The following is a 23,126-nucleotide window of genomic DNA, read 5'->3' as shown; positions in this document are numbered from 1 at the left end:
TCCGCGGTCCGGGGGCGAATCGACAGCTTCCGGGCGGCTGGAGAACTTCCTCACAGTCCGTCCCCCTGTCCCCTTTATTGGCGTTGGTCGCCTTCCGTCCCAAGTGCCCGACTCGATTTTCCCCGGCGTACGGACGAGTCTGCACCCAGTGACGAAGACCTGGGAGGCATGAGGATGAGCTGGCTGGTCACGGGCGGAGCCGGGTACATCGGTGCGCATGTGGTGCGCGCCCTGGTCGACGGCGGTGAGCGCGTGGTCGTCTACGACGACCTGTCCACCGGCAGCACCGACCGCGTGCCCGAGGGCGTGCCGCTGGTGGTCGGCAGCGTGCTGGACGGGACGCTCCTGGAGGGCGCGATTCGTGACCATGCTGTGACAGGTGTGGTGCACATCGCCGCCAAGAAGCAGGTGGGGGAGTCGGTGGAGCTTCCGCTCCACTACTACCGGGAGAACGTGACGGGCCTGCAGACCCTCCTGGAGGCCATGACGTCGGCCGGTGTCGGCCGCCTCGTCTTCTCCTCCTCCGCCGCCGTCTACGGCATGCCGGACGTGGACCTCGTCACGGAGGACACCCCCTGCCTGCCGATGAGCCCGTACGGCGAGACCAAGCTGATCGGCGAGTGGCTGATCAACGCCGCCGCCCGGGCCCACGGCATCCGGGCCGCCTCCCTGCGCTACTTCAACGTCGCGGGCGCGGCCGAACCCGGACTGTCCGACTCCGGTGTCTTCAATCTCATCCCCATGGTCTTCGAGCGCCTGGCGGAGGGCGACGCCCCCCGTGTCTTCGGCGCCGACTACGCCACCCCCGACGGCACCTGCGTACGGGACTACATCCACGTCCAGGACATCGCCTCCGCCCACCTCGCGGCGGCCCGGCGCCTGACCGACGCCCCGGAGGGCACCTCGCTCACCCTCAACATCGGGCGGGGTGAGGGCAGTTCGGTCCGGGAGATGGTCGACCGCATCCTCAAGGTCACCGGCAGGCAGGACGTCGTCCCCCAGGTCACCGAGCGCAGGCCCGGGGACCCGGCCCGCGTCGTCGCCTCCGCCGACCGCGCCCGTGAGGAACTCGGCTGGTCGGCCCGCCACGGCCTGGACGACATGATCGAGTCGGCCTGGCAGGGCTGGTGCCACCGGCACGGCTGAACCGGCCGGCGGGCTGAGGACGCCGGGCACGGCGGCCCGGGGCCGGTGCGCGGCGGCCCCCTCGGCCCAGCGCACCGCGGCCCGGGGCCGGCGCCGCACGGCGGCCCGGCTCAGAGCACCCGGGGCGGGCCGGCCGGATCGGGCGCGGCGGTGGCGGACGGGGACACGGGCGGATGCTGCCGGGGCCCGGGCAGCGGGGACTCCGACATCAGCCGCCGCGCCCTGCGCGCCCGGTGCTCACCGGCCGCCGCGGACAGCGCCCGCACGGCCGCGGCGAAGCGCTCCTGGGACGGCGGCTCGGCCGGTCCCAGCAGACGGCGCGCCAACGCGGCGCGCGCCCCGGCCAGTTCGTCCCGCTCCGGATGACGGACCGCGTCCAGCAGCGCGGGCACCCCGGCCGCGTCCGGCGTCAGCACCGTCGCCGCCGCCACCGTCGGGAACGACGCGCGGAACACGTCCTCGGCCAGCCCGCTGGTGTTGGCCACCGCGTACGGCTTGCCGCTCGCCAGGAAGTCGCTGACCACACTGGACACATCGCTGATCAGCAGGTCGGCCCGGTTGAAGCAGGAGTAGAGCGGTGGCCGGGCGTCCGTGACGACCTGGTGCTCCCAGTCGGGCCGCGAGGCCCAGTACGCCTCCTCCCAGGCGGCCGTCGCCCGCGCCACCGCCCCCGCCCGCCCCGGCTCCGGCGCGGGCTGACACAGCATCCGCTCCGCCTGGTCCGCGGCGGAGCGGAATCCGGCCGTCGTGAGCCGGTCCAGCTCCGCCGTCCGCCGGCTCAGCGCGGCGGCCGCCGCCGCGTCCGGCCGGGGCCCGCCCCGCTCCCGGTTCGCCGCCCGGACCAGTTCCCGGACGCGCAGGTCCGCGGCGCGCGCCCGCGGATCCACCGACCCCGTCAGCGGATGCGGCTTGTACAGCAGCCGTACGCCCGGATCCGCGAGCAGCGCCCGTACGAGGTTCTCGCCGGCCTCGATCACCGACGTGTTCCCGGGGTTGCCGTCCCAGCCCTCCCAGGTCGGCGCGTAGAGCACGGTCGTGTACGCGCCGGGAGCGGGCGGCCCCGCGTACGGCCGCACGGCGCCCAGCTGCGGACGGCCGATCTCCACCACGTCCTGGTCCTGCACGCCCACCTCGGCCAGCGCGTACCGCTCCCGCGCCGCCGGACCCGCCACCCACACCTCGTCGTACGCCTTCGCGTACGGGTTGCACGAGGACAGCTTGTCGCTCTCCCCGTGGTTGACGAAGGCGTGCTTGATCGTGGGGATGCGCAGGACCTGCGAGGTCTTCCCGGAGTTCGAGGGATGGAGGAGGACCCGGAGGGTGGAGTGCTCCAGACGCATCAGTGTCGACACCTTCGGCAGGCACACGACCGGGATGCCGGTCGCGGCGATCCGCTGCACCATGTGCCGCTCCCGCAGCACGATCAGCGCTCGCCCGTCCAGCCGCGCGAGGGGCTCCAGCCACATGTTGGCCTGGTACGCCGAGGACGCCCCGCCCGAGAAGTACAGGCCGACGGTGGGCCGGTACCGGGCCAGCCACCCGTCGAACCAGTCGAGCACCTCCTGCTCGCTCGCGGGCCGGCGCCCCGGCAGCAGCCGCAGCAGCAGCGCGCCCAGGCCGGCCAGCGCCGCCGCCAGGGACAGCGCGAGGCCGGCCGCGCCGTACACCGGCGCGTCGGTGGCCGCCGTGGCCAGCAGACCGGCCGTCGCCGGCAGCCCGAAGACCGCCAGCCGGGGACCTGGACGGCGCAGCAGCGCGGGGGGTGCCGGGGACAGGCGCAGGGCCGAGACGTCGATGTTCCGGGTCACCACGGGCAGTGTCCGGGTGCGCCGGACCAGGACCGAGACCGCCTGGATCGCCCAGTGCAGCCCGTAGAAGGCGAGCAGGCCGGCGACGAGCGGGGCGTACACCGTCTCCCGGTGCTGCTCGCCGAGCCGCAGCAGGCCCACCACGAGCAGCAGGTCCCGCAGCACGTGCCGGACCGTGACGTCGGCGTGCGACTTGGCGAAGAGCGACACCATGCCCCGCTGCCACCGGTACAGCACGCCCTCGGCGGCCAGTGAACCGGCGGTCGCGACGAGCAGCAGCGGCACGTGCGGCAGCAGCGCGGCCACGACCTGCGCGGCGCAGGCCGCCGCCAGGGTCCCCACGACGAGCAGCTTCACGGCGGTCCGCCGACGCGGCAGGCCCAGGCGGGGCAGACCCAGGCGGGGCCGTCCGGGGCGGGGCAGACCGGGATGGAGCGGACCGGGATGGGGGAGACGGCGGCGGGGAAGACGGCGGCGGGGCAGGGATAGGGGCACTGCGGTCGCTCCAGGCTCGTCGCGCATCGGACGTCCGGGTTAACGCCCGGCGACCTCCCGACGACACGCGCGTGTTGACCGCGCCCTCGACGCGACGGACGCCGGCCCCGTCCGCCGCCCTGTCCGCAGCCTGGACCGCGACGCGGGGCGCGATCCCCTTCGCGTAGATTGCCTGGCGAGCGCGCGGACCGGCGCGCGTCGGCGCGGGAGGGCGGACGACACAGTGGCAGGGGCAAGGCAGGCCGTGGGCGAGGCCCACAGGATCGTCGTCAAGGTCGGTTCCTCGTCGCTGACCACCGCGGCGGGCGGCCTCGACGCCGACCGGGTCGACGCGCTCGTCGACGTGCTGGCCAAGGTGCGGGGGACGGACAAGGAGATCGTCCTCGTCTCCTCCGGCGCCATCGCCGCCGGCCTCGCCCCGCTGGGCCTGCGCCGCCGCCCGAGGGACCTGGCCCGTCAGCAGGCCGCCGCCAGCGTCGGGCAGGGGCTGCTGGTCGCCCGCTACACCGCCTCCTTCGCCCGCCACGGCGTCCGTGTCGGCCAGGTGCTGCTCACCAGCGACGACATGAGCCGCCGCGCCCACCACCGCAACGCCTCCCGCACCCTGGACAAGCTGCTGGCGATGGGCGCCTTCCCGATCGTCAACGAGAACGACACCGTCGCCACCGACGAGATCCGCTTCGGCGACAACGACCGGCTCGCCGCCCTCGTCGCCCACCTGGTCCGCGCCGACCTGCTGGTGCTGCTGTCCGACGTGGACGGCGTGTACGACGGCGACCCCAGCAGGCCGGGCACCTCCCGGCTGGCCGAGGTCCGGGACATGGCCGACCTCGCGGGGGTCGACATCGGCAGCGCGGGCAAGGCCGGTGTCGGCACCGGCGGCATGGTCACCAAGGTCGAGGCGGCCAGGATCGCCGCCGCCGCCGGCATCCCCGTGGTCCTGACCAGCGCGGTGCACGCGGCCGACGGTCTCGCCGGCAGGGACACCGGGACCTATTTCCACGCCACCGGCAAACGCTCCGCCGACCGCCTGCTGTGGCTCCAGCACGCCTCCACCCCCCAGGGGGCGCTCGTCCTCGACGACGGGGCGGTGCGCGCGGTCGTCGAGGGCCGCAAGTCACTGCTGCCGGCCGGGATCGCGGCCGTCGAGGGCGAGTTCGCCGCGGGCGACCCCGTGGAGCTGCGGGACACCGCGGGGCGCGCGGTGGCCCGGGGGCTCGTCAGCTTCGACGCCAAGGAGATCCCCCGGCTGCTCGGCCGCTCCACCCGGGAACTGGCCCGGGAACTGGGGCCGGCGTACGAACGGGAGATCGTACACAGGGACGATCTGGTCATCCTGCACCCGTAATCGGCCGAAACGTCCCTGACCCAGCGGTGGACGTTCCGTAAAACCGCCCCGCGATCTTGTGTGGCCTGCTCAACTTTCCTCAGGGACAAGCCCGGCCGACCACCGGGCCGAGCCGTGCGCGTGAAGGAGGCCCCTCGTGAGCGAAGTGCGCCCTGGGGCGGCGGCGCCCCACGGTGGTACGGGCTCCCGCGCCGGCAACGGCTCCCGCAGCGCCACCGGTTCCCGAGGCGGCGGGGCCTCCCGCACCGGCGCGGGACCCCGCCCCGGCGGCGGTGCCCGCGGCGGATCCCGCACCACCGGCGAGGAGCGCGCCCTGGCCAGCGTCTCGGCCGGCGACCGGTTCCGGGGCGAGGAGCCCGAGCACACCCCGCGCCTGTGGCACGTCACCCTCAGCGTCTCCGGCGCCCGGGCCCCGCTGCCCGAGGTCCGGCGTGCCCTGGAGCAGCTCGCCCACGACCACCCCTTCCTGCTGACCAGCAGATACGCGGACGACCACGCGGAGATCCGGTACTGGGAAGAGGCCCGCGACCTGCACGACGCCGCAGCCGTCGCCCTGCGCCTGTGGGGTGAGCACCGGCAGACCGCGGGGCTGCCGCCCTGGGAGATCGTCGGCCTGGAGGTCATCGACCGGGCGACCTACCACCAGCGCATCGCCGCGGGGTACGGACCGGCGCCCGCGACGCCGGTCGGGGTCCACCCCTTCTGACCCTGTCCGGTACGCGCGTTTCCACCCCCTCCGGGTGCGTGTCTCGATGCGCGGGACGGGCACCGGCCGGTCAGCCCCGGCCCACTACCCTTCCCCCCATGACCACGCTCTCGCCGTACGACTCGATGTCCCCGGTCACCCGGGCCGCCTACCGGGCCAAGGCCGCCGCGGCCGACCTCGCGCCGCTGCCGCGGGCCGCGAAGGACGACGCGCTGCTCGCCGTCGCCGACGCGCTGGAGGTCCGCACGAGCGAGATCGTCGAGGCCAACGCGCAGGACGTGGCCAAGGCCCGCGCCGCCGGGACCAGCGAGGCCATCATCGACCGGCTGACCCTGACCCCGGAGCGGGTCCGCGCCATCGCCTCCGACGTCCGCGACGTCGTCGCGCTGCCCGACCCGGTCGGCGAGGTCGTGCGCGGCTCCACCCTCCCCAACGGCATCGACCTGCGCCAGGTCCGCGTGCCCCTCGGCGTCGTCGGCATCATCTACGAGGGCCGGCCCAACGTCACGGTCGACGCCGCCGCCCTGTGCCTGAAGTCCGGCAACGCCGTGCTGCTGCGCGGCTCCTCCTCGGCGTACCAGTCGAACACCGCCCTCGTCCGGGTGATCCGCGACGCCGTCGGCGGGGCCGGGCTGCCCGCCGACGCCGTGCAGCTGGTGCCCGGCGAGAGCCGGGAGAGCGTGCGCGAGCTGATGCGGGCCCGCGGCCTGGTCGACGTGCTCATCCCGCGCGGCGGCGCCTCGCTGATCAACACGGTCGTCCAGGAGTCCACCGTCCCCGTCATCGAGACCGGCACCGGCAACTGCCACGTCTACGTCGACGCGCAGGCCGACCTCGACATGGCCGTCGACATCCTGATCAACTCCAAGGCACAGCGCGTCAGCGTCTGCAACGCCGCCGAGACCCTCCTCGTGCACCAGGACATCGCCGCCGACTTCCTGCCCCGCGCGCTGGACGCCCTCGCGGCGGCCGGGGTCACCGTGCACGCCGACGAGCGCGTGATGGCGTACGCCGAGGACTCCAAGGTGACGGCCGTCGAGGCCACACCGGAGGACTGGGAGACGGAGTACCTGTCCTACGACATCGCCGCGGCGGTCGTCGACTCCCTCGACAAGGCCGTCGAGCACATCCGGCTGTGGACCTCCGGCCACACCGAGGCCATCGTGACGACCTCGCAGCAGGCCGCCCGGCGCTTCACCCGGCTGGTCGACTCCACGACGGTGGCCGTGAACACCTCCACCCGCTTCACCGACGGCGGCCAGTTCGGCTTCGGCGCCGAGATCGGCATCTCCACCCAGAAGCTGCACGCCCGGGGCCCGATGGGGCTGCCGGAGCTCACCAGCACCAAGTACATCGTCACGGGTGACGGGCACGTGCGCCGCTGAGGCGCGCGCCGGCGGCATATGTGAACGGCACATGCCGCGGGGTGCGCCCGTGACCCGATCGGGGCATCTCACCCACTGGATGAATTTCCCTACCGTCTGCCCAAATTGACCCACCGGGTCTACTGTGGACCCGTGCCGGAGGACGTGGGGGGTAGGCCGTTCCCTGACGGCTGGGAGCCCGACGACGACCACGACCACGGGGTGTCGGACGAAGAGTTCGCCTCCGTGGTCTTCGACGAGGCCTTCGTACGGGCGGCCGAGGTGCATGAGCCGACCGCCGTCGAACGCCTCCTGGCCGCCGCGGAGGCCAGAGCCGAGGCCACCGAGGCGGAGGCGGCCCGCCGGGGCCGCGCCAGAGCCGAGCGATACGACGACGGGTACGGCGATTTCGGCCATGATCCCGACTTCGACGATCCGGACGACGACCGCGACCTCCTCGACCGGCCGTACGGCGCACCCGCGGCGTACGGCAAGCAGGTCCGCTGGCACCGTCCCGTCGCCTGGATGCTCGCCCTCGTGATGGGCGTCGGCATGGTCGCGCTGGCCTTCGCGGCCGTCTACCGGGGCGCGTCCGGTGACAGCAGCACGGAGCAGGTGCCGCCGCCCGTCTCGACCGGCCCCGAGCAGGGCGGCCCGCCGCTGGCACCCTCGGCCTCCGCCGACTACTCCCCGCCGGCCGTCCCGGTGATTCCGCGCAGCCCCTGACCTGCCGTCCGGCGGCCCGAACCTGGCCCAACTTGACCTGCACCAGCGCGTTTACGCGACCTTCCCCAGACCTACCCTGAAGGTATGGCAGGGCTTGGCGACCCGCCTGGAGGGACGCCGGACGGCGCCCCCGGGGGCGGAGAGGACGAGTACCGATCCGTCGTGTTCGACGAGTCGTTCGTCCGTGCTGCCCGCCTCCAGGAGTTCTCCGCCCGGGAGCGCATGGCCGACCACACGCCGGCCGTACGCCGCCGGGCGCCCCTGCACCGGGGACTGACCCGGCAGGCCCTGGTCCTCGTCGTGCTGATCGCCGTCGCCTTCGGCACCGCGATCTACATGGGCGTACGGCACCCGTACCAGAGCCCCTCCGCACGGCCCGCCGAGCCGGTGCGGATGACCGTCGTCCCGTTGGCCCCCCAGGGCCGGGTGCCCGGGGCCGAGGACGTGGCCCGGCTGTACGACCACAGCCCGGCCGCGCGCTTCCGGTCCGGCGCCGAGGGCGTCCCGCTGCCGGACGCCAGGCGCACCGCGCACTTCTCGGACGACCAGGTGATGAGCGCGCTGACCACCGCCAGGAGCTACGTCGTGCGCTCGTCGCTCGACCCGGGCGTGCTGGGCGGCGGGGAGGTCCGCTCGGTGCGGACGCTGCTGGACCCGGAGCAGCTCGACCAGTTCGACGCGAGTTTCGGCCGGCCCGCCGCGGACGGCCGGCACGCGCCCACCGGGTGGCTGGTGCGCTTCGACCCGGCGCGGGCCGAGCTGGCCGACGACGAGATCCGGGTGCGGGGCAGCCTCCGGGCCGAGGAGAGCGACGCCTCCACGCTGGAGGTCACCGCCGACCACACCATCGTCTACCCGCTGCGGGCGGCCGGCGAGGAGCGGGCCGAGGCCTCCCTGTTCACCGTCCGGCGCGAGCTGCGTTTCCGCTTCGACCGGGACGACCTGCGGCTGCACCAGACCCAGCTCGTCGCGACCCATGTGCAGGCGGGCCCGCTCTCCTGCGCCGAGGACTCGGCCAACCACCTCCGCCCGCTGCTCGCGGGCCAGACGGCCAGGACCGGCGGCCCCGCCGGCACCGACCCGTACACCGCGGACAGCGCCACGGCCCTGTGCGGCACCCTCGCGAAGGGCGCCCAGCCGACGCCCTGAGCCCGGGCCACCACCCACCCCAGCCGGCCGACGGCACCGGTCAGGCGCCGGCGTGCGCCTGCCACCGAGCGCCGTGCGCAGGCGCGCGTGCCGAGGCGGTGTGGCCCGGGCGGGGCCGGCCGTGCCGGGATCTTCGGCTGGTGTCGCAGAAGGGGCGGCCCGGGGCCCCGCACCGGCTGGGCGCCCGGTGCCCACGTGCCCGCTCGTGCCGTGGGCGGCGTGCCGACGCGGTGTGGCCCGGGCGGGGCCGGGCGTACTGGGTGCTTCGGCCGGTGTCGCGGGGCGGGAGGCGGGGGCGCCGGACCGGCTGAGCGCCGACGCCCGCGCGGCGCCCCGCGTGCCGGCTCGTGCCCCGTGGGCGGACTCGTGCCCCGTGGGCGGGCTGCCGGGGTGCCGTCGCGTACCCGTGTACCGCCCCCCGACCGTCGTGTGCCGAACGCGGCCGGGTCCGGGCGCGCGGCGGGCGGGGCGGCACGTCCGCGCCGGAGGGCGGCGCCGGTCGCACGTGGCGCCACCGCCGGGGGCGAGGGTCAGGCGCTGTCGTGCGGTGGCCGGTCGTCCGGGGTCCGCGGGCCGCCGCCGGTGTCCCCGGGGCCCTCCGGTCCCTCCGTGTCCTCGGGCGGCCTCGGCGGGGAGGCCGTGAAGCCGCCGAAGCCCCGCCGCACCCGGTCGCCGAGGTCACCGGCGCCGCCGGCGATGTCGTTCACCAGCTTCATCAACGGGTCCTTGGAGCTGCGGACGTGCGTGGCGTAGCTGGACGCCGACTCACGGAAGGAGTCCCGGACCGAGGTGTCCTTGTCCTCCTCGCGCCGCGGGTAGTGACCGTCCATGATCCGCTGGTAGTCCCGGGTGGCCGCCCACTTCTTCAGCTCGGCGGCCCGCACCGTGGTGAAGGGGTGCGAGCGGGGCAGCACGTTCAGGATCTTCAGCACGGAGTCGCGCAGGTCGCCCCCTGCCTCGTACTCGTCGGCCTGCTCCAGGAACGCGTCCACGTTCATCTCGTGCAGGTGGTTGCCGCCCGCGATCTTCATCAGGCCCCGCATGGAGGCCTGCAGGTCCTGGCCGACCAGCAGACCCGCCCGGTCCGCGGACAGCTCCGACTTGCGGAACCACTCGCGCAGCGCGGTCACGATCGTCATGACCGCCAGATTGCCCAGCGGGATCCAGGCGACCCGGACCGCGAGGGACGTCAGGAAGAGCAGGACGGTCCGGTAGACCGAGTGCCCGGACAGCGCGTGCCCGACCTCGTGCCCGACGACCGCCCGCATCTCCTCCTCGTCCAGCAGCTCGACGAGGCCCGTGGTGACGACGATGACCGGCTCGTCCAGGCCGATGCACATCGCGTTCGGAGTCGGGTCCTGGTTGACGTACATCGGGGGGACCTTCTCGAGGTCCAGGATGTAGCAGGCGTCGCGCAGCATGACGTTCAGATGGGCGAACTGCCGGTCCGAGACGCGCACCGAGTCGGACAGGAACAGCAGCCTCAGGCTCCGCTCCGGCAGCAGCCCGCTCAGCGCCTTGAAGACCGTGTCGAAGCCGCTCAGCTTCCGCAGCGCCACCAGCGCGCTGCGGTCGGCCGGATGCTCGTACGCACGCGAGGAGATCCCCGGGAAGCGCCTGCGCTGCCTGCTCGGCACGTTCTCGTGCCCGTTGTGCTGGTGGCCGTCGGACATGTCTTCCCCCATGTGCGTCTGTGTGGCCTGTGCGTGTGTACGGCCCTTTGCGAACCCTTGTGCGGCCCTTTGCACCCCCGAGGCCGAGCCCAGCCTAGGCGGAGATACCGTGGACGGGCAGTACAGCGAAGGAGTCCACGTCATGGCGCACACCCCCCACACCGACTGGCTCGCCGCGGCGGCGACCGCGGCCGGACAGCAAGGGCCGGGAAACCTGCTCCGCGTCATCCTGGTCGTGATGGTGCTGGGCTGTGTGCTGACCGCGTGGTTCCTGCTGCGGGGGTACAAGCGGAAGGACGACTGAGGCGATCCGAAGGTTCCCCCGACCGTCCCCAACGGCGGAGTCGGCGTGATCGCCGCCGGGACGCCCGCATACGATGAGCGGACGTCTTTGTCCCGCCCACACCGGATAGGTCCTGCCGACGATGAGCTTCCCCAGCACCGCTGCCCAGTTTGTCACCCTTGCCGCCGAGGGCGGCGAGGATCACGGCGGCAACCACGAGAGCCTCAGCCCCTACGTCACCGGCATCGGCGCGTTCGTCATCCTGATGCTGCTGCTGTGGATCACCACCCGGTTCAACCGCGACCGCTGAGCGCGCGGGCCGTGGGCCCGGCCGGAGCCTCCGGGCCGGGCCGGTAGGGTCTGCACGCATGGGAGAGCAGGACATGCCTACGGGGTCGGCGCACGACACGGCGCACGCTCCGGCGCGCGGCACGCAGAACCGCGCGGTGCCCGCCCGCGCCACCGGCCCGGGCAACGGCCCGTCGCGATCGGGCAAGCGCCGCCTCGGCGTCATGGGCGGCACCTTCGACCCGATCCACCACGGACACCTGGTGGCGGCCAGTGAGGTCGCCGCGCAGTTCCACCTCGACGAGGTGGTGTTCGTGCCCACCGGACAGCCGTGGCAGAAGAGCCACCGCACGGTCTCGGCGGCCGAGGACCGCTACCTGATGACGGTCGTCGCGACCGTCGAGAACCCGCAGTTCTCGGTGAGCCGCATCGACATCGACCGCGGCGGCCCCACCTACACCGTGGACACCCTGCGCGACCTGCGGGCGCTCAACCCGGACTCGGACCTGTTCTTCATCACCGGCGCCGACGCCCTCGCGCAGATCCTCACCTGGCGCGACAGCGAGGAGCTCTTCTCCCTCGCGCACTTCATCGGCGTCACCCGGCCCGGACACACGCTGACGGACGCCGGACTCCCCAAGGGCGGCGTCTCGCTCGTCGAGGTCCCCGCCCTCGCCATCTCCTCCACGGACTGCCGTGCGAGAGTCGCCAAGGGCGACCCCGTCTGGTACCTGGTGCCGGACGGAGTGGTGCGCTACATCGACAAGCGCCAGCTGTACCGCGGCGAGTGAGCCGAGAGGGGCACCGGTGAACGACGGATACGACGCGGGGTACGGGGGCGGCGACCCGTACGAACTCGTCGGCTATGACGAGTACGGCCGGCCGGTGTACCGCCCGGCCCAGGCGCAGACCCATCCCCAGGGCCAGGACCCGGCACAGCCCGGCCCGCAGCAGCCGTACGACCCGTACGCGCAGCAGCAGTACGGGCAGCAGGGCCACGGCTACGACCCGTACGCCACGGGCGGACAGCCGCCCGCCCAGCAGCCGTACGCCCCCTACGACGCCTACGGCTCCCAGACCGGCTACGACACCGGTCAGCAGTACCCGGCCCACGGCGACGGCCACGTCGCCGCCGCGCCCCAGGGAGGCCTGCCCACGCAGGCGCCGTACGACCCGTACGGCCGGGCCGCGACCAGTGGCCCGCAGCCGCGGGTCCCCGAGCAGACCACCCACATCCCGCAGCAGGCGGGCCCGCCCGAGGAGACGGAGGCGGCGGCTTCGGCGGCCGGCCCCGCCGAACCCGACCGGGACTACCGCACGGAGCAGTTCGCCTTCGTCGAGGAGCCGGCCGACGACTCCGAGGACGTCATCGACTGGATGAAGTTCACGGAGAACCGCACCGAGCGCCGCGAGGAGGCCCGGCGTCGCGCACGCACGCGTGTCGTCGCCCTGGCCGTCGTGCTGGCGCTGGTCGTGGTCGGCGGTGTCGGCTACCTCTGGTACGCCGGGAAACTGCCCGGCCTGTCCTCGTCGGACTCCGAGCCGGGCGGTACGACGGCGGCCGGCGCCCAGAAGCGCGACGTCATCGCCGTCCACCTGCACGACACCAAGGGCGGCGGCACCTCCACCGCCCTGCTCGTGGACAACACCACCACCAAGCGCGGCACCGCCGTCCTGGTGCCCAACTCCCTCACCCTGACCAGCGACGACGGCACCTCCACCACGCTCGCCAAGTCCGTCGACGACGACGGCCCCGACGCGACCCGGACCGCGCTCGACACGGCCCTCGGCACCGACATCGAGGGCACCTGGCGCCTGGACACCCCCTACCTCCAGGTCCTCGTCGACCTGGTCGGCACCATCGACATCGACACCGATGCCGACGTCCCCGACCCGGATGCCAAGGACAAGGGCGCGACGCCGCTCGTACGCAAGGGCGAGGGCCAGACCCTCAGCGGCAAGATGGCCGTCGCCTACGCCACCCACCGCGGCTCCGGCGAGGCTGCCGACGCCCAGTTGCAGCGGTTCGGGCAGGTCCTCCAGGGGGTGCTGCGCAAGCTGTCCTCCGACCCGCAGGCCGCGACGACCACCATCGAGACCCTCGGGCTGATCCTCGACCCGCCGCTGACCGAGAAGGACCTCGGCTCCTTCCTCGCCGGCCTCTCCGACCTCGCCAAGGGCGGCGACTTCAAGACCGCGCTGCTGCCCGTCGAGGACGACGGCCGGCTCAGCGCCGGGGCCGGTGAGGGCGTCGTCAAGGACGTCCTCGGCGGCACCGCCAAGAGCCCCGACGAGGACGCGGCCGTCAGCGTCTCCGTCCGGAACGCCACCGGCGTCGAGGACCGCGCCGGCCAGGCCCGCGTCGTCCTCCTCAACGGCGGCTTCACCTTCCTGGAGGGCGGTACCGCGTCCGGCACCGAGGCGACGTCGAAGGTCGTCTACGCCGAGGCCGCCGACAAGGAGGACGCCGTCGAGGTCGCCAAGACGCTGGGCCTGCCCACCGACTCCGTCACCCAGGGCGAGGTCTCCGCGAACGCGAAGGTCTCGGTGGTCCTCGGCCGGGACTACGAACCGGCGTCGTAGCCGGCGGCGTCGTTCGTCACGTGGGGTGCCGTCGGCGGTCGTGAGACCCTTGAGGTCAACCGACCGCCGACCCGAAAGCCAGGCAGTGACCGCGACCGACCGCTCCATCGAACTCATCAACACCGCCGCCCAGGCGGCCGCCGACAAGCTCGCGCACGACATCATCGCCTACGACGTCAGCGACGTGCTGTCGATCACGGACGCCTTCCTGCTGGCGTCCGCGCCCAACGACCGCCAGGTCAAGTCGATCGTCGACGAGATCGAGGAGCGGCTGGGCAAGGAGCTCGGCGCCAAGCCGGTCCGCCGAGAGGGCGACCGTGACGCGCGCTGGATCCTGCTCGACTACGTCGACATCGTCGTCCACGTCCAGCACAGCGAGGAGCGCGTCTTCTACGCGCTGGAACGGCTGTGGAAGGACTGCCCCGAGCTGGAGCTGCCCGCCGACGCCAAGGAGACCCGCGGCAAGGCGGAGGAGCACGCCCGGCTCCAGGCCGCCGAGGAGGCGACGGAGACCGACGGGGACTGGCGATGAGCGCCACCGGTGAGGTGACGGCCGGCGGGCCCGGCCGCGGCCGTCGCGTCATCCTGTGGCGGCACGGCCAGACCTCGTGGAACGTGGAGCGCCGTTTCCAGGGCTCCACGGACGTCCAGCTCACCGAGACCGGCGTCGCCCAGGCCCGTCGCGCCGCCCGGCTGCTCGTCAACCTGCGTCCCGACGCGATCGTCGCCTCCGACCTCGGCCGGGCCGCCGACACGGCCGCCGAGCTCGCCGCGCTCACCGGCCTCGAGGTGACGCTGGAGGAGGGCCTGCGGGAGACCTACGCGGGCGCCTGGCAGGGGCTGACGCACGACGAGATCATCGCCCGGCACGGTGAGGAGTACGCGGCGTGGAAGCGCGGCGAGCCGGTGCGCCGCGGCGGCGGCGAGCTGGAGACCGAGGTGGCCGACCGTGCCGCCCCCGTGGTGCTCCGGCACGCCGAGAAGCTCCCCGAGGACGGCACCCTCGTCGTCGTCAGCCACGGCGGAACGATCCGCACCACCATCGGCCGCCTGCTCGGGCTGGAGCCGCACAGCTGGGAGAGCCTCGGCGGCCTGACCAACTGCTGCTGGTCCGTCCTGGGCGAGGGCGCCCGCGGCTGGCGCCTGCTGGAGCACAACGCCGGCACGCTGCCGGAGCCGGTGCTCGGCGACGACGACTGAGCCGCAGGTGGCGGGGCCCGGCGACGACGACTGAGCCGCAGGTGGCGGGGCCCGGGACCCGGATTTCACTTTCCGGCAGGTCGCAGGCTAAAGTTCTTCTTGTTCGCCCCGCCGAGCGGGGCGAAACACCACACGGCCTGGCCGGGTGGCCGCAAGGGGCTATAGCTCAGTTGGTAGAGCGCCTGCATGGCATGCAGGAGGTCAGGAGTTCAATTCTCCTTAGCTCCACAGTCCACGGACGAATCCCGTCCCCTTCGGGGGGCGGGATTTTTCGTTTTCCTGCGCTGGGGCAACACGAGCCCCACGGGCGCATACCCCCTGGGGATTCCGTGTCCGGACTGGTACTGAGGCGTCGCTGACCGCCCCGGCCCGGTCGTGGCAGAATCAAACGGCCGGCTGGGGACCGCGGCCCGACGGGAGGGAGTGGCGATGCCTTCGAGCATCCTCGAGGAGGTCGGTCACCTCCTCGGCGGAACGGTGGCACGGAACACGGCCACCCGCCTCGGCTGCCCTTCCTGCGGTTCCGCACACGTGGCCCAGGTCCTCGGTGACAACGGCGGGATCTCGTACGTGTGCACGGCCTGCGGCCACAGCTGGAGCTGACCGATGGGTGCACACAGGCGGAAGTGCGACTGGTGCGGCAGCGGCACCCCGATCGTGCGGGACATGGAGCCGGTCAACCCCGAGTACCAGTACTGGTGCGAGGAGTGCGCGCGGGCGCTGATCATAAAAGGCGACCCCATCGAGACGTACCGCGAACTCGAGGGTGAGCCGATCTACGGCAGGCTTCTCGAGGAACACTGCACGCTCAAGCGGTTCTACTCGTTCGTGACGGCCTAGCGGCCACCCAAGCCACCGCACCGGCGTCGTCGGACCAGCGCAGGACCGCTCCGAAGTCGAACTACTCCAAATCGGACAGAACGGAAACGATTTGGTGTTGGACCCGGTGGACCGTGTAATGTTGGCGTCGCCGCCGGGGAAACCGGGCGACACGGAAAGCATGCGGCCCAACCGCATGAAAGCAAGGGGCTATAGCTCAGTTGGTAGAGCGCCTGCATGGCATGCAGGAGGTCAGGAGTTCAATTCTCCTTAGCTCCACAGGAAGAACGAACCCCCCGGATCATCGATCCGGGGGGTTCGTTCGTATGCCGGCGCCTGAGCGCCCGTCGTCCCCGGCCCGGGGGCAAGCGCCGGCAGACCGGCGCGCGAGGGCGGGGCCGGTCCGCGGGTCTCCGGGCCAGGCGTGGCCCGCAAGCCCGTCGCCGGTCGCTCGGCGACTGCGGTACCCTGACGCCATGCGTGCCGTACGCCTTCTGCTTAGCGAGCCGCGCTGATCAGTCCCGGCCCCGGTCGTAGTCCGGTGGCCGGAATCGGCGCGGCGTCCCCTCCTGTGCGAGGGGATTTTTCGTTTCCGGATGTCGCAGCCGCTGGCAGAGACGATCGATGGAGCTTTGAGGATCATGAGCGAGACGAACCCCGCGGCGACCGCCCCCGTGTCGGCGGACGCCGCGCCGCACCGCTACACGGCTGCCATGGCCGCCGAGATCGAGGCACGCTGGCAGGACTTCTGGGACGCCGAGGGGACGTACGCCGCGCCGAACCCCGAGGGTGACCTGGCGGGCGACCCGGAGCTGGTCGCCAAGCCCAAGAAGTTCATCATGGACATGTTCCCCTACCCGTCCGGTGCGGGCCTGCACGTCGGACACCCCCTGGGCTACATCGCCACCGACGTCTTCGCCCGCTTCCAGCGGATGACCGGACACAACGTCCTGCACACCCTGGGCTTCGACGCCTTCGGCCTGCCCGCCGAGCAGTACGCCGTGCAGACCGGCACGCACCCGCGCGTGTCCACCGAGGCCAACATCAAGAACATGCAGAGCCAGCTGCGCCGGCTGGGCCTGGGCCACGACAAGCGCCGGTCGTTCGCCACGATCGACCCGGAGTACTACAAGTGGACCCAGTGGATCTTCCTGCAGATCTTCAACTCCTGGTACGACGAGGAGGCGCGCAAGGCCCGCCCGATCGCCGAACTGGTCGCCCAGTTCGAGTCCGGTGAACGCGCGCTGCCCCAGGGCGGCACCTGGGACCGGCTGACCGAGGCCGAGCGCGCTGACGTCCTGGGCGAGTACCGCCTGGCCTACGCCTCGGACGCGCCCGTCAACTGGTGCCCCGGCCTGGGCACCGTACTGGCCAACGAGGAGGTCACCGCCGACGGCCGTTCCGAGCGCGGCAACTTCCCCGTCTTCAAGTCCAAGCTGCGCCAGTGGAACATGCGGATCACCGCCTACGCCGACCGGCTGCTGGACGACCTGGACGAGCTGGACTGGCCCGAGGCCATCAAGCTGCAGCAGCGCAACTGGATCGGCCGCTCCGAGGGCGCCCGCGTCGACTTCCCCGTCGACGGCGAGCACATCACCGTCTTCACCACCCGCCAGGACACCCTGTTCGGTGCGACCTACCTGGTGCTGGCGCCCGAGCACCCGCTGGTCGAGAAGTTCACCCCGGCCGCCTGGCCCGAGGGCACCCACCAGGTGTGGACCGGCGGCCACGCCACCCCGACCGAGGCCGTCGCCGCGTACCGCGCGCAGGCCGCGGCCAAGTCCGACGTCGAGCGGCAGGCCGAGGCCAAGGACAAGACCGGCGTCTTCATCGGCGCCTACGCGACCAACCCGGTCAACGGCGAACGGATCCCGGTCTTCATCGCCGACTACGTGCTGATGGGCTACGGCACCGGCGCCATCATGGCCGTCCCCGCCGGCGACCAGCGCGACTTCGAGTTCGCGCGCGCCTTCGAGCTGCCGATCCGCTGCGTCGTCGAGCCGACCGACGGCCGGGGCACCGACCCCGCGACGTGGGAGGACGCCTTCGGGTCGTACGACGCGAAGATCATGAACTCGTCGAACGACGAGATCAGCCTGGACGGCCTGGGCGTCGCCGACGCCAAGGCCCGCATCACCGAGTGGCTGGAGCGTACCGGAGTCGGCGCGGGCACCGTCAACTTCCGGCTGCGCGACTGGCTGTTCAGCCGCCAGCGCTACTGGGGTGAGCCCTTCCCGATCGTCTACGACGAGGACGGCGTCGCCCACGCCCTGCCCGAGTCGATGCTGCCCCTGGAACTGCCCGAGGTCGAGGACTACTCCCCGCGCACCTTCGACCCGGACGACGCCGACACCCGGCCCGAGACCCCGCTGTCCCGCAACGAGGACTGGGTCGACGTCACCCTGGACCTGGGCGACGGGCGCGGCCCCCGCCGGTTCCGCCGCGAGACCAACACCATGCCCAACTGGGCCGGTTCCTGCTGGTACGAGCTGCGCTACCTGGACCCGCACAACGGTGAGCGGCTGGTCGACCCGGAGACCGAGCAGTACTGGATGGGCCCGCGCGAGGGCCTGCCGCACGGCGGCGTCGACCTGTACGTCGGCGGTGCCGAGCACGCCGTGCTGCACCTGCTGTACGCGCGCTTCTGGTCCAAGGTCCTGTTCGACCTGGGGCACATCTCCTCGGCCGAGCCGTTCCACAAGCTGTTCAACCAGGGCATGATCCAGGCCTACGTCTACCGGGACAGCCGCGGGATCGCGGTGCCGGCCGCCGAGGTGGAGGAGCGCGACGGCGCCTACTACTACCAGGGCGAGAAGGTCTCCCGGCTGCTGGGCAAGATGGGCAAGTCCCTGAAGAACGCGGTCACCCCCGACGAGATCTGCGCCGAGTACGGTGCCGACACGCTGCGCCTGTACGAGATGGCGATGGGGCCGCTGGACGTCTCCCGGCCGTGGGACACGCGCGCGGTGGTGGGCCAGTTCCGGCTGCTGCAGCGGCTGTGGCGCAACGTCGTCGACGAGAACACCGGTGAGGTGACGGTGGCGGACGTCGCGGAGTCCGACATCGACACGGACACCCTGCGGGCCCTGCACAAGGCCATCGACGGCGTGCGCCAGGACCTGGAGGGCATGCGCTTCAACACGGCCATCGCCAAGGTCACGGAGCTGAACAACCACCTGACGAAGGCCGGAGGCGTGGTCCCCCGCTCGGTCGCCGAGCGCCTGGTGCTGCTGGTCGCGCCCCTGGCCCCGCACGTCGCCGAGGAGCTGTGGCGCAGGCTGGGGCACACGGATTCCGTGGTGCACCAGGACTTCCCGGTCGCCGACCCGGCCTACGTCGTCGACGAGACCGTGACCTGCGTCGTCCAGATCAAGGGCAAGGTCAAGGCGCGGCTGGAGGTCGCCCCCTCCATCTCCGAGGACGACCTGGAGAAGGCCGCGCTGGCCGACGACAAGGTCGTGGCCGCGCTGGGCGGGGCGGGTATCCGCAAGGTGATCGTGCGGGCGCCCAAGCTGGTGAACATCGTCCCCGCCTAGGCGGTGACCAGGGGCTCGGGGTAGCCCCTACGGGCTGGTGCGGGGTTCTGTGCGGGCTCGTTCGGGGTTCTGTGCGGGCAGGTTCGGGGTTCTGTCGGAACCCTGGGCCTGCCCGCTGCGTTTACCGTGGAAGAGCGGCGCGGCGGGTGCCGTGCCGCGGCTCGCCGGTCCACGGGCCGGACGCTCGGAGGAGGAGCATCGTGGAAGCAGTGATCGCAGTCTTCGCCCTGCTTTTCGTGCTCGCCCTCGTGCTGGGCGCCTACGCCACGGTCAAGGCCGTCGGCGCGGCCAAGCGCGGCGTGGACCGCGGCATCACCCAGGCCCGCCGCACGGTCGAGGACCACACACTGCGGGCCAAGTCCCTGGTGCAGACGGGCCCGGCGAGCGAGCTCGCCCAGCTCCGGCTGGCCCTGCGCACGTCGATGCGGGCCACGCAGGACGCGCTGCACGCCGGCGTGGCCGAGGACGAGTCCCTCAAGGAGTCCCTCGCCCTGTTCCAGCGGCTCAGCGCGCACGGGTTCGAACTGGACGGCGAGCTCAGGCGGCTGGAGGCCGAGCCCGACCGCGCCACGCTCGGCGAGCGCCTGCCCGCGCTGCGCGAGCGCACCGAGCGCATCACCCGCTCCGCGGAGGCCCTGCGCTGGGCGGCCCGCGACCGGGCCCGCCGCTTCGCCGACGACGACCTGGACTCGCTGAGCGCCCAGATCGACGTCGAGGCCGGCGCCCTGCGGCACTGGACGGAGGCCGGGACGGAACCCGCCGCCGCGCCGCCGTCCTGGCCCGGGACCCCGGTCGCCGACGCCCCCGCCGCGCGGCAGCCCCGGCCGCAGACCCCGCGTCAGGGTCCGGCGGAGGATCCCGCGCGGCCCGCCATCACCCCGCCCGTCCAGAGCCCCGTGTACCCCTGGCAGAAGAAGGCCCGCCCGGAGAGCACGACCTGACACGGGACCGTGGACACCCGGTCGTCGGGGCCGGTCTGCCGCACGGGCGCTACGCCAGGTAACCTCCAGCTCATGTCCCGCCATGTCGCTATCGTCACGGATTCAACGGCCTACCTCCCGGCCCGGACGATGGAGCGGCACGGCATCACCGCGGTACCCCTGACGGTCGTCCTGGGTGACCGGGCACTGGAGGAGGGCACCGAGATCTCGGCCCGCTCGCTGGCCCAGGCCCTGCAGAAGCGGCGCCCCGTCACCACGTCCCGCCCCAGTCCCGAGCTCTTCGCCGAGACCTACCGCAGGATCGCCGCATCCGGCGCCGAAGGCATCGTCTCCCTCCACCTCTCGGCCGAACTCTCCGGGACCCACGACGCGGCCGTGGTCGCCGCGCGCGAGGCCCCGGTTCCCGTGCGCGTCGTGGACACCGGCATGATCGCGATGGCCCTCGGATTCTGCGCCGTCGCCGCGGCCGAGGCGGCGGAGGCGGGCGGCACGGTGGACGAAGCCGTCACGGCCGCGGAGAAACGGGCCGCGAGCACCTCCGCCTTCTTCTACGTCGACACCCTCGACTACCTGCGTCGTGGCGGCCGGATCGGGGCGGCCCGGGCCCTGCTCGGTTCCGCGCTCGCGGTGAAGCCGCTGCTGCGGCTGGACGGCGGCCGCATCGAGCCCCTGGAGAAGGTCCGTACGGCGTCCAGGGCCATCGCCCGGCTGGTGGAGATCGTCGCCGACCGCGCCGGCAGCGCACCCGTCGACATCGCCGTCCACCACCTCGCGGCCCCCGACCGGGCCTCGGCCCTGGCGGACAGCCTGCGGGACCGGCTGCCCGGGCTGGCCGACCTCCATGTCAGCGAGGTCGGCGCCGTGATCGGGGCGCATACGGGGCCCGGTTTGCTGGGGGTCGTGGTCTCGTCCCGCTGAGGGCCGGCCGTCCCGTGTCACCCGTGCGGGGGCCGGAGTTGTCCACAACCCGGCGGTAGTCCCCTGGAATCGAGCATGATCATCGCGGGAGTGCCGGGGTGACCGATCCTCGGCGCATGGCTCTTCGATCACGCTCACGTACAGCGACCGCGACCAGCGGCCCGGGTCGTGGACCGGCCTCCGACGGCCGGCTCCGCCACCGCCGCGCTCCCCGCTCCCTCGGCCGGGCGCGACACGGGCACCGTGATGCGTCGGCGGAGGAGCTCCGGCGACGCGCGGAGGCGTTGTTCGACGAACACGCCGGTCAGTGGGGCGAGCCGGGGAAGGGGCCGCCGCCGGCCGGGCCGTACGGCGACGAACGCTCCGGCGGCGCCGCGGACGGCGGTGCGGCACGGAGGCGGGAGGAGCGAGAGGCCCCGGACGCGGCCGACGGCGACGCGGCGGCCTGGCGGGGGCGGGCCGGCTCGGCGCTGCGCGAGCGGTTACCGGTGTGGCTGCAGACGCGGTGCGGGCTGGAGCGGCGCAGTGTGGCCGCGCTCGCGGTCCTGCTCGTCGTCGCGGCGGTCTTCGCCGTGCAGCACTTCTGGACCGGCCGCACCCAGCCGGTGGCGGCGCCCGAGGTGGTGCGGGAGGCGGCGGCGTTCGGCCGGGCGGACGCGAGCGGCGCGGCCGGAGACGGGGCCGGGACCGGCAGGTCCGGAGCCGGCACGTCGGGGACCGGCACGTCCGGGACCGGCACGTCCGGGACCAAGGCCGGGCCGTCCGGGGCGGGTGCCGAGATCGTGGTGGACGTCGGGGGCAGGGTCCGCAAGCCCGGTGTCCACCGTCTCCCGGCCGGTTCACGGGTCGCGGACGCCCTGCGCGCGGCCGGCGGCGTACGACCCGGCACCAGGACCGAAGGGCTGAACCGGGCCCGCTTCCTGGTGGACGGAGAACAGGTGATCGTCGGTGCCCCCGCACCGGTCACGGGGGCCGCCCCCGGCAGTCCGGGCGGGGCCGGCGCAACCGGCGGACCGGGCGGCCCAGGCAGCCCGGGTGGCACGGCGGGGGCGGCCCCCGCCGCACCGGTGTCCCTCAACACGGCCACCGTCGACCAGCTCGACACGCTGCCGGGCGTCGGCCCCGTGCTGGCCCGGCACATCATCGACTACCGCACACAGCACGGCGGATTCCGCTCGGTGGACGAGTTGCGCGAGGTCAACGGCATCGGCGAGCGCCGCTTCGCCGACCTGCGGGACCTCGTGCGGCCATGAGCCCGCGACCCGGCCAGGGCCCGGGGCGGCCGAGAGGCCCCGCCGGCCCACCGACCCGCCGGACCTCCCACGCCCGGTCCACGCACGCCGCCGCGTCCGCGGCTGCTGCCGATCACACCGTCCTCGCCGCCCCCGGAGGTCCCGCCGACTCCGCCGCCCCCGCTGGTCCCGCCGTCCTTGCCGGTTCCGTCGGCCGTGCGGCCCCCTCCGCCACCCCCGGAGGTCCCGCCGACTCCGCCGCCCCCGCTGGTCCCACCGTCCTTGCCGGTTCCGTCGGCCGTGCGGCCCCCTCCGCCGCTCCTGCCGCTTCCGCCGACCGGGCGGTGTCCCCGCGTGCGGCCGTGCACGTCGCTTCCGGGCATCGGCTCGGTGCCGCCCACCCCCGGCAGGAGGCCCCCGCCGACCTGCGGCTGGTGCCACCCGCGCTCGCGGCCTGGGGGACGGCGGCGCTGGTGCTCGACGTGCCGACCGTGTGGGCCGTGAGTGCCGTGGTCGGGGCTCTGACGGCGGCCGGCACGCTGCTGCTGTGGACGAGGCGGCGGCGCACGCCTCGCGGAAGTCCCCAGGCGTCGGTCGCCGCCCTGCTCCTCTGCGTCGCCGCGGCCGCCACCTCGGCCGCGCTGCACGGCGCGGACCTGCGCCGCGGACCTCTTCCGGCGCTGGCGCGGCAGTACGCCACCGTCACCTCCGAGGTGGAGATCACCGCCGATCCCCGCCTCACCCGCCCCCGCGTCCGGGGGAACCACGCGATGCCGCCCACCGTGCTGATCGAAGCCGAAGCGCGACGGGTGACGGAGGCGGTCGGCACGGTGACGGCGACACGGACGCCGGTGCTGGTGCTCGTGGACCTGGACGCCACGGACGCCACGGACGTTCCCGGTGGCCCGCCG

The 23,126-nt window shown here is 73.5% G+C and carries 20 protein-coding genes, 2 tRNA genes and 1 pseudogene; 21 read left to right on the top strand and 2 right to left on the bottom strand.

Features of this window, described 5'->3' with window-relative positions:
• Positions 1-174: 174 nt before the first annotated feature.
• Entirely contained in the window at positions 175-1,146 is a 972-nt protein-coding gene (gene galE / locus KUM32_RS31930; RefSeq protein ID WP_217145437.1) for a UDP-glucose 4-epimerase GalE, read from the top strand.
• 110 nt (positions 1,147-1,256) lie between these two features.
• Here the strand turns inward: galE and KUM32_RS31925 are convergent, their stop codons facing one another.
• A complete protein-coding gene (locus tag KUM32_RS31925) occupies positions 1,257-3,311 on the bottom strand; it encodes a hypothetical protein (protein WP_217145436.1) in 2,055 nt (684 codons plus the stop codon).
• Between the two features lie 361 nt (positions 3,312-3,672).
• Here KUM32_RS31925 and proB point away from each other — a divergent pair, with 361 nt between their 5' ends.
• The 5 genes from proB (at position 3,673) to KUM32_RS31900 (ending at position 8,742) form a co-directional block, all read left to right on the top strand.
• Complete coding sequence (proB, locus tag KUM32_RS31920; protein ID WP_217145435.1) at positions 3,673-4,797, top strand: glutamate 5-kinase; 1,125 nt, start codon at positions 3,673-3,675, stop codon at positions 4,795-4,797.
• Between the two features lie 313 nt (positions 4,798-5,110).
• Positions 5,111-5,503, top strand: coding sequence for a hypothetical protein (locus tag KUM32_RS31915; RefSeq protein WP_217145471.1), 393 nt, complete (start codon positions 5,111-5,113; stop codon positions 5,501-5,503).
• A 98-nt stretch (positions 5,504-5,601) separates the two neighbouring features.
• Positions 5,602-6,888, top strand: a complete 1,287-nt coding sequence (locus KUM32_RS31910) for a glutamate-5-semialdehyde dehydrogenase (RefSeq protein WP_217145434.1) — start codon at positions 5,602-5,604, stop codon at positions 6,886-6,888.
• 105 nt (positions 6,889-6,993) lie between these two features.
• A complete protein-coding gene (locus KUM32_RS31905) occupies positions 6,994-7,593 on the top strand; it encodes a hypothetical protein (protein WP_217145433.1) in 600 nt (199 codons plus the stop codon).
• 84 nt (positions 7,594-7,677) lie between these two features.
• Positions 7,678-8,742, top strand: coding sequence for a hypothetical protein (locus tag KUM32_RS31900; RefSeq protein WP_217145432.1), 1,065 nt, complete (start codon positions 7,678-7,680; stop codon positions 8,740-8,742).
• 530 nt (positions 8,743-9,272) lie between these two features.
• Here the strand turns inward: KUM32_RS31900 and KUM32_RS31895 are convergent.
• Positions 9,273-10,415 carry a M48 family metallopeptidase gene (locus KUM32_RS31895; RefSeq protein ID WP_254406430.1) on the bottom strand — a complete coding sequence of 381 codons (1,143 nt, stop codon included), beginning with the start codon at positions 10,413-10,415 and terminating at the stop codon, positions 9,273-9,275.
• Between the two features lie 142 nt (positions 10,416-10,557).
• Here KUM32_RS31895 and KUM32_RS31890 point away from each other — a divergent pair, with 142 nt between their 5' ends.
• From KUM32_RS31890 to KUM32_RS31820, 15 genes and pseudogenes are all read left to right on the top strand, one after another.
• Entirely contained in the window at positions 10,558-10,719 is a 162-nt protein-coding gene (locus tag KUM32_RS31890) for a hypothetical protein (RefSeq protein WP_217145430.1), read from the top strand.
• Between the two features lie 121 nt (positions 10,720-10,840).
• The gene (locus KUM32_RS31885) at positions 10,841-11,008 is read left to right on the top strand and encodes a hypothetical protein (protein WP_217145429.1); all 168 of its coding nucleotides are present in this window, start codon (positions 10,841-10,843) and stop codon (positions 11,006-11,008) included.
• A 58-nt stretch (positions 11,009-11,066) separates the two neighbouring features.
• A complete protein-coding gene (gene nadD / locus KUM32_RS31880; protein ID WP_217145428.1) occupies positions 11,067-11,777 on the top strand; it encodes a nicotinate-nucleotide adenylyltransferase in 711 nt (236 codons plus the stop codon).
• 16 nt (positions 11,778-11,793) lie between these two features.
• The gene (locus KUM32_RS31875; protein WP_217145427.1) at positions 11,794-13,569 is read left to right on the top strand and encodes an LCP family protein; all 1,776 of its coding nucleotides are present in this window, start codon (positions 11,794-11,796) and stop codon (positions 13,567-13,569) included.
• An 85-nt stretch (positions 13,570-13,654) separates the two neighbouring features.
• Positions 13,655-14,101: a ribosome silencing factor gene (rsfS, locus tag KUM32_RS31870; RefSeq protein WP_217145426.1), complete on the top strand. Its 447-nt coding sequence runs from the start codon at positions 13,655-13,657 to the stop codon at positions 14,099-14,101.
• Positions 14,098-14,769: a histidine phosphatase family protein gene (locus KUM32_RS31865; protein WP_217145425.1), complete on the top strand. Its 672-nt coding sequence runs from the start codon at positions 14,098-14,100 to the stop codon at positions 14,767-14,769. The genes rsfS and KUM32_RS31865 overlap by 4 nt, the downstream gene beginning before the upstream one ends.
• Positions 14,770-14,924: 155 nt before the next feature.
• Positions 14,925-14,997, top strand: a tRNA-Ala gene (locus tag KUM32_RS31860).
• A 201-nt stretch (positions 14,998-15,198) separates the two neighbouring features.
• Positions 15,199-15,372 (top strand): hypothetical protein, encoded by a 174-nt coding sequence (locus tag KUM32_RS31855; RefSeq protein WP_217145424.1) that lies wholly within the window; start codon positions 15,199-15,201, stop codon positions 15,370-15,372.
• A 3-nt stretch (positions 15,373-15,375) separates the two neighbouring features.
• Positions 15,376-15,609, top strand: a complete 234-nt coding sequence (locus tag KUM32_RS31850; RefSeq protein WP_053750770.1) for a hypothetical protein — start codon at positions 15,376-15,378, stop codon at positions 15,607-15,609.
• Between the two features lie 185 nt (positions 15,610-15,794).
• Positions 15,795-15,867 (top strand) — tRNA-Ala (locus tag KUM32_RS31845).
• 362 nt (positions 15,868-16,229) lie between these two features.
• Positions 16,230-19,124, top strand: coding sequence for a leucine--tRNA ligase (gene leuS, locus KUM32_RS31840; RefSeq protein WP_217145423.1), 2,895 nt, complete (start codon positions 16,230-16,232; stop codon positions 19,122-19,124).
• 200 nt (positions 19,125-19,324) lie between these two features.
• Positions 19,325-20,065 carry a hypothetical protein gene (locus KUM32_RS31835; protein WP_217145422.1) on the top strand — a complete coding sequence of 247 codons (741 nt, stop codon included), beginning with the start codon at positions 19,325-19,327 and terminating at the stop codon, positions 20,063-20,065.
• Between the two features lie 72 nt (positions 20,066-20,137).
• Positions 20,138-20,983 carry a DegV family protein gene (locus tag KUM32_RS31830; protein ID WP_217145421.1) on the top strand — a complete coding sequence of 282 codons (846 nt, stop codon included), beginning with the start codon at positions 20,138-20,140 and terminating at the stop codon, positions 20,981-20,983.
• A 116-nt stretch (positions 20,984-21,099) separates the two neighbouring features.
• Positions 21,100-22,236: a ComEA family DNA-binding protein gene (locus tag KUM32_RS31825; RefSeq protein ID WP_217145420.1), complete on the top strand. Its 1,137-nt coding sequence runs from the start codon at positions 21,100-21,102 to the stop codon at positions 22,234-22,236.
• Positions 22,237-22,577: 341 nt separating this feature from the next.
• Positions 22,578-23,126: pseudogene (locus KUM32_RS31820) on the top strand (MBL fold metallo-hydrolase); the annotation flags it as partial.

It is taken from the genome of Streptomyces sp. AC627_RSS907 (assembly GCF_019049165.1).
This window is presented reverse-complemented; position numbering and strand designations above follow the sequence as displayed.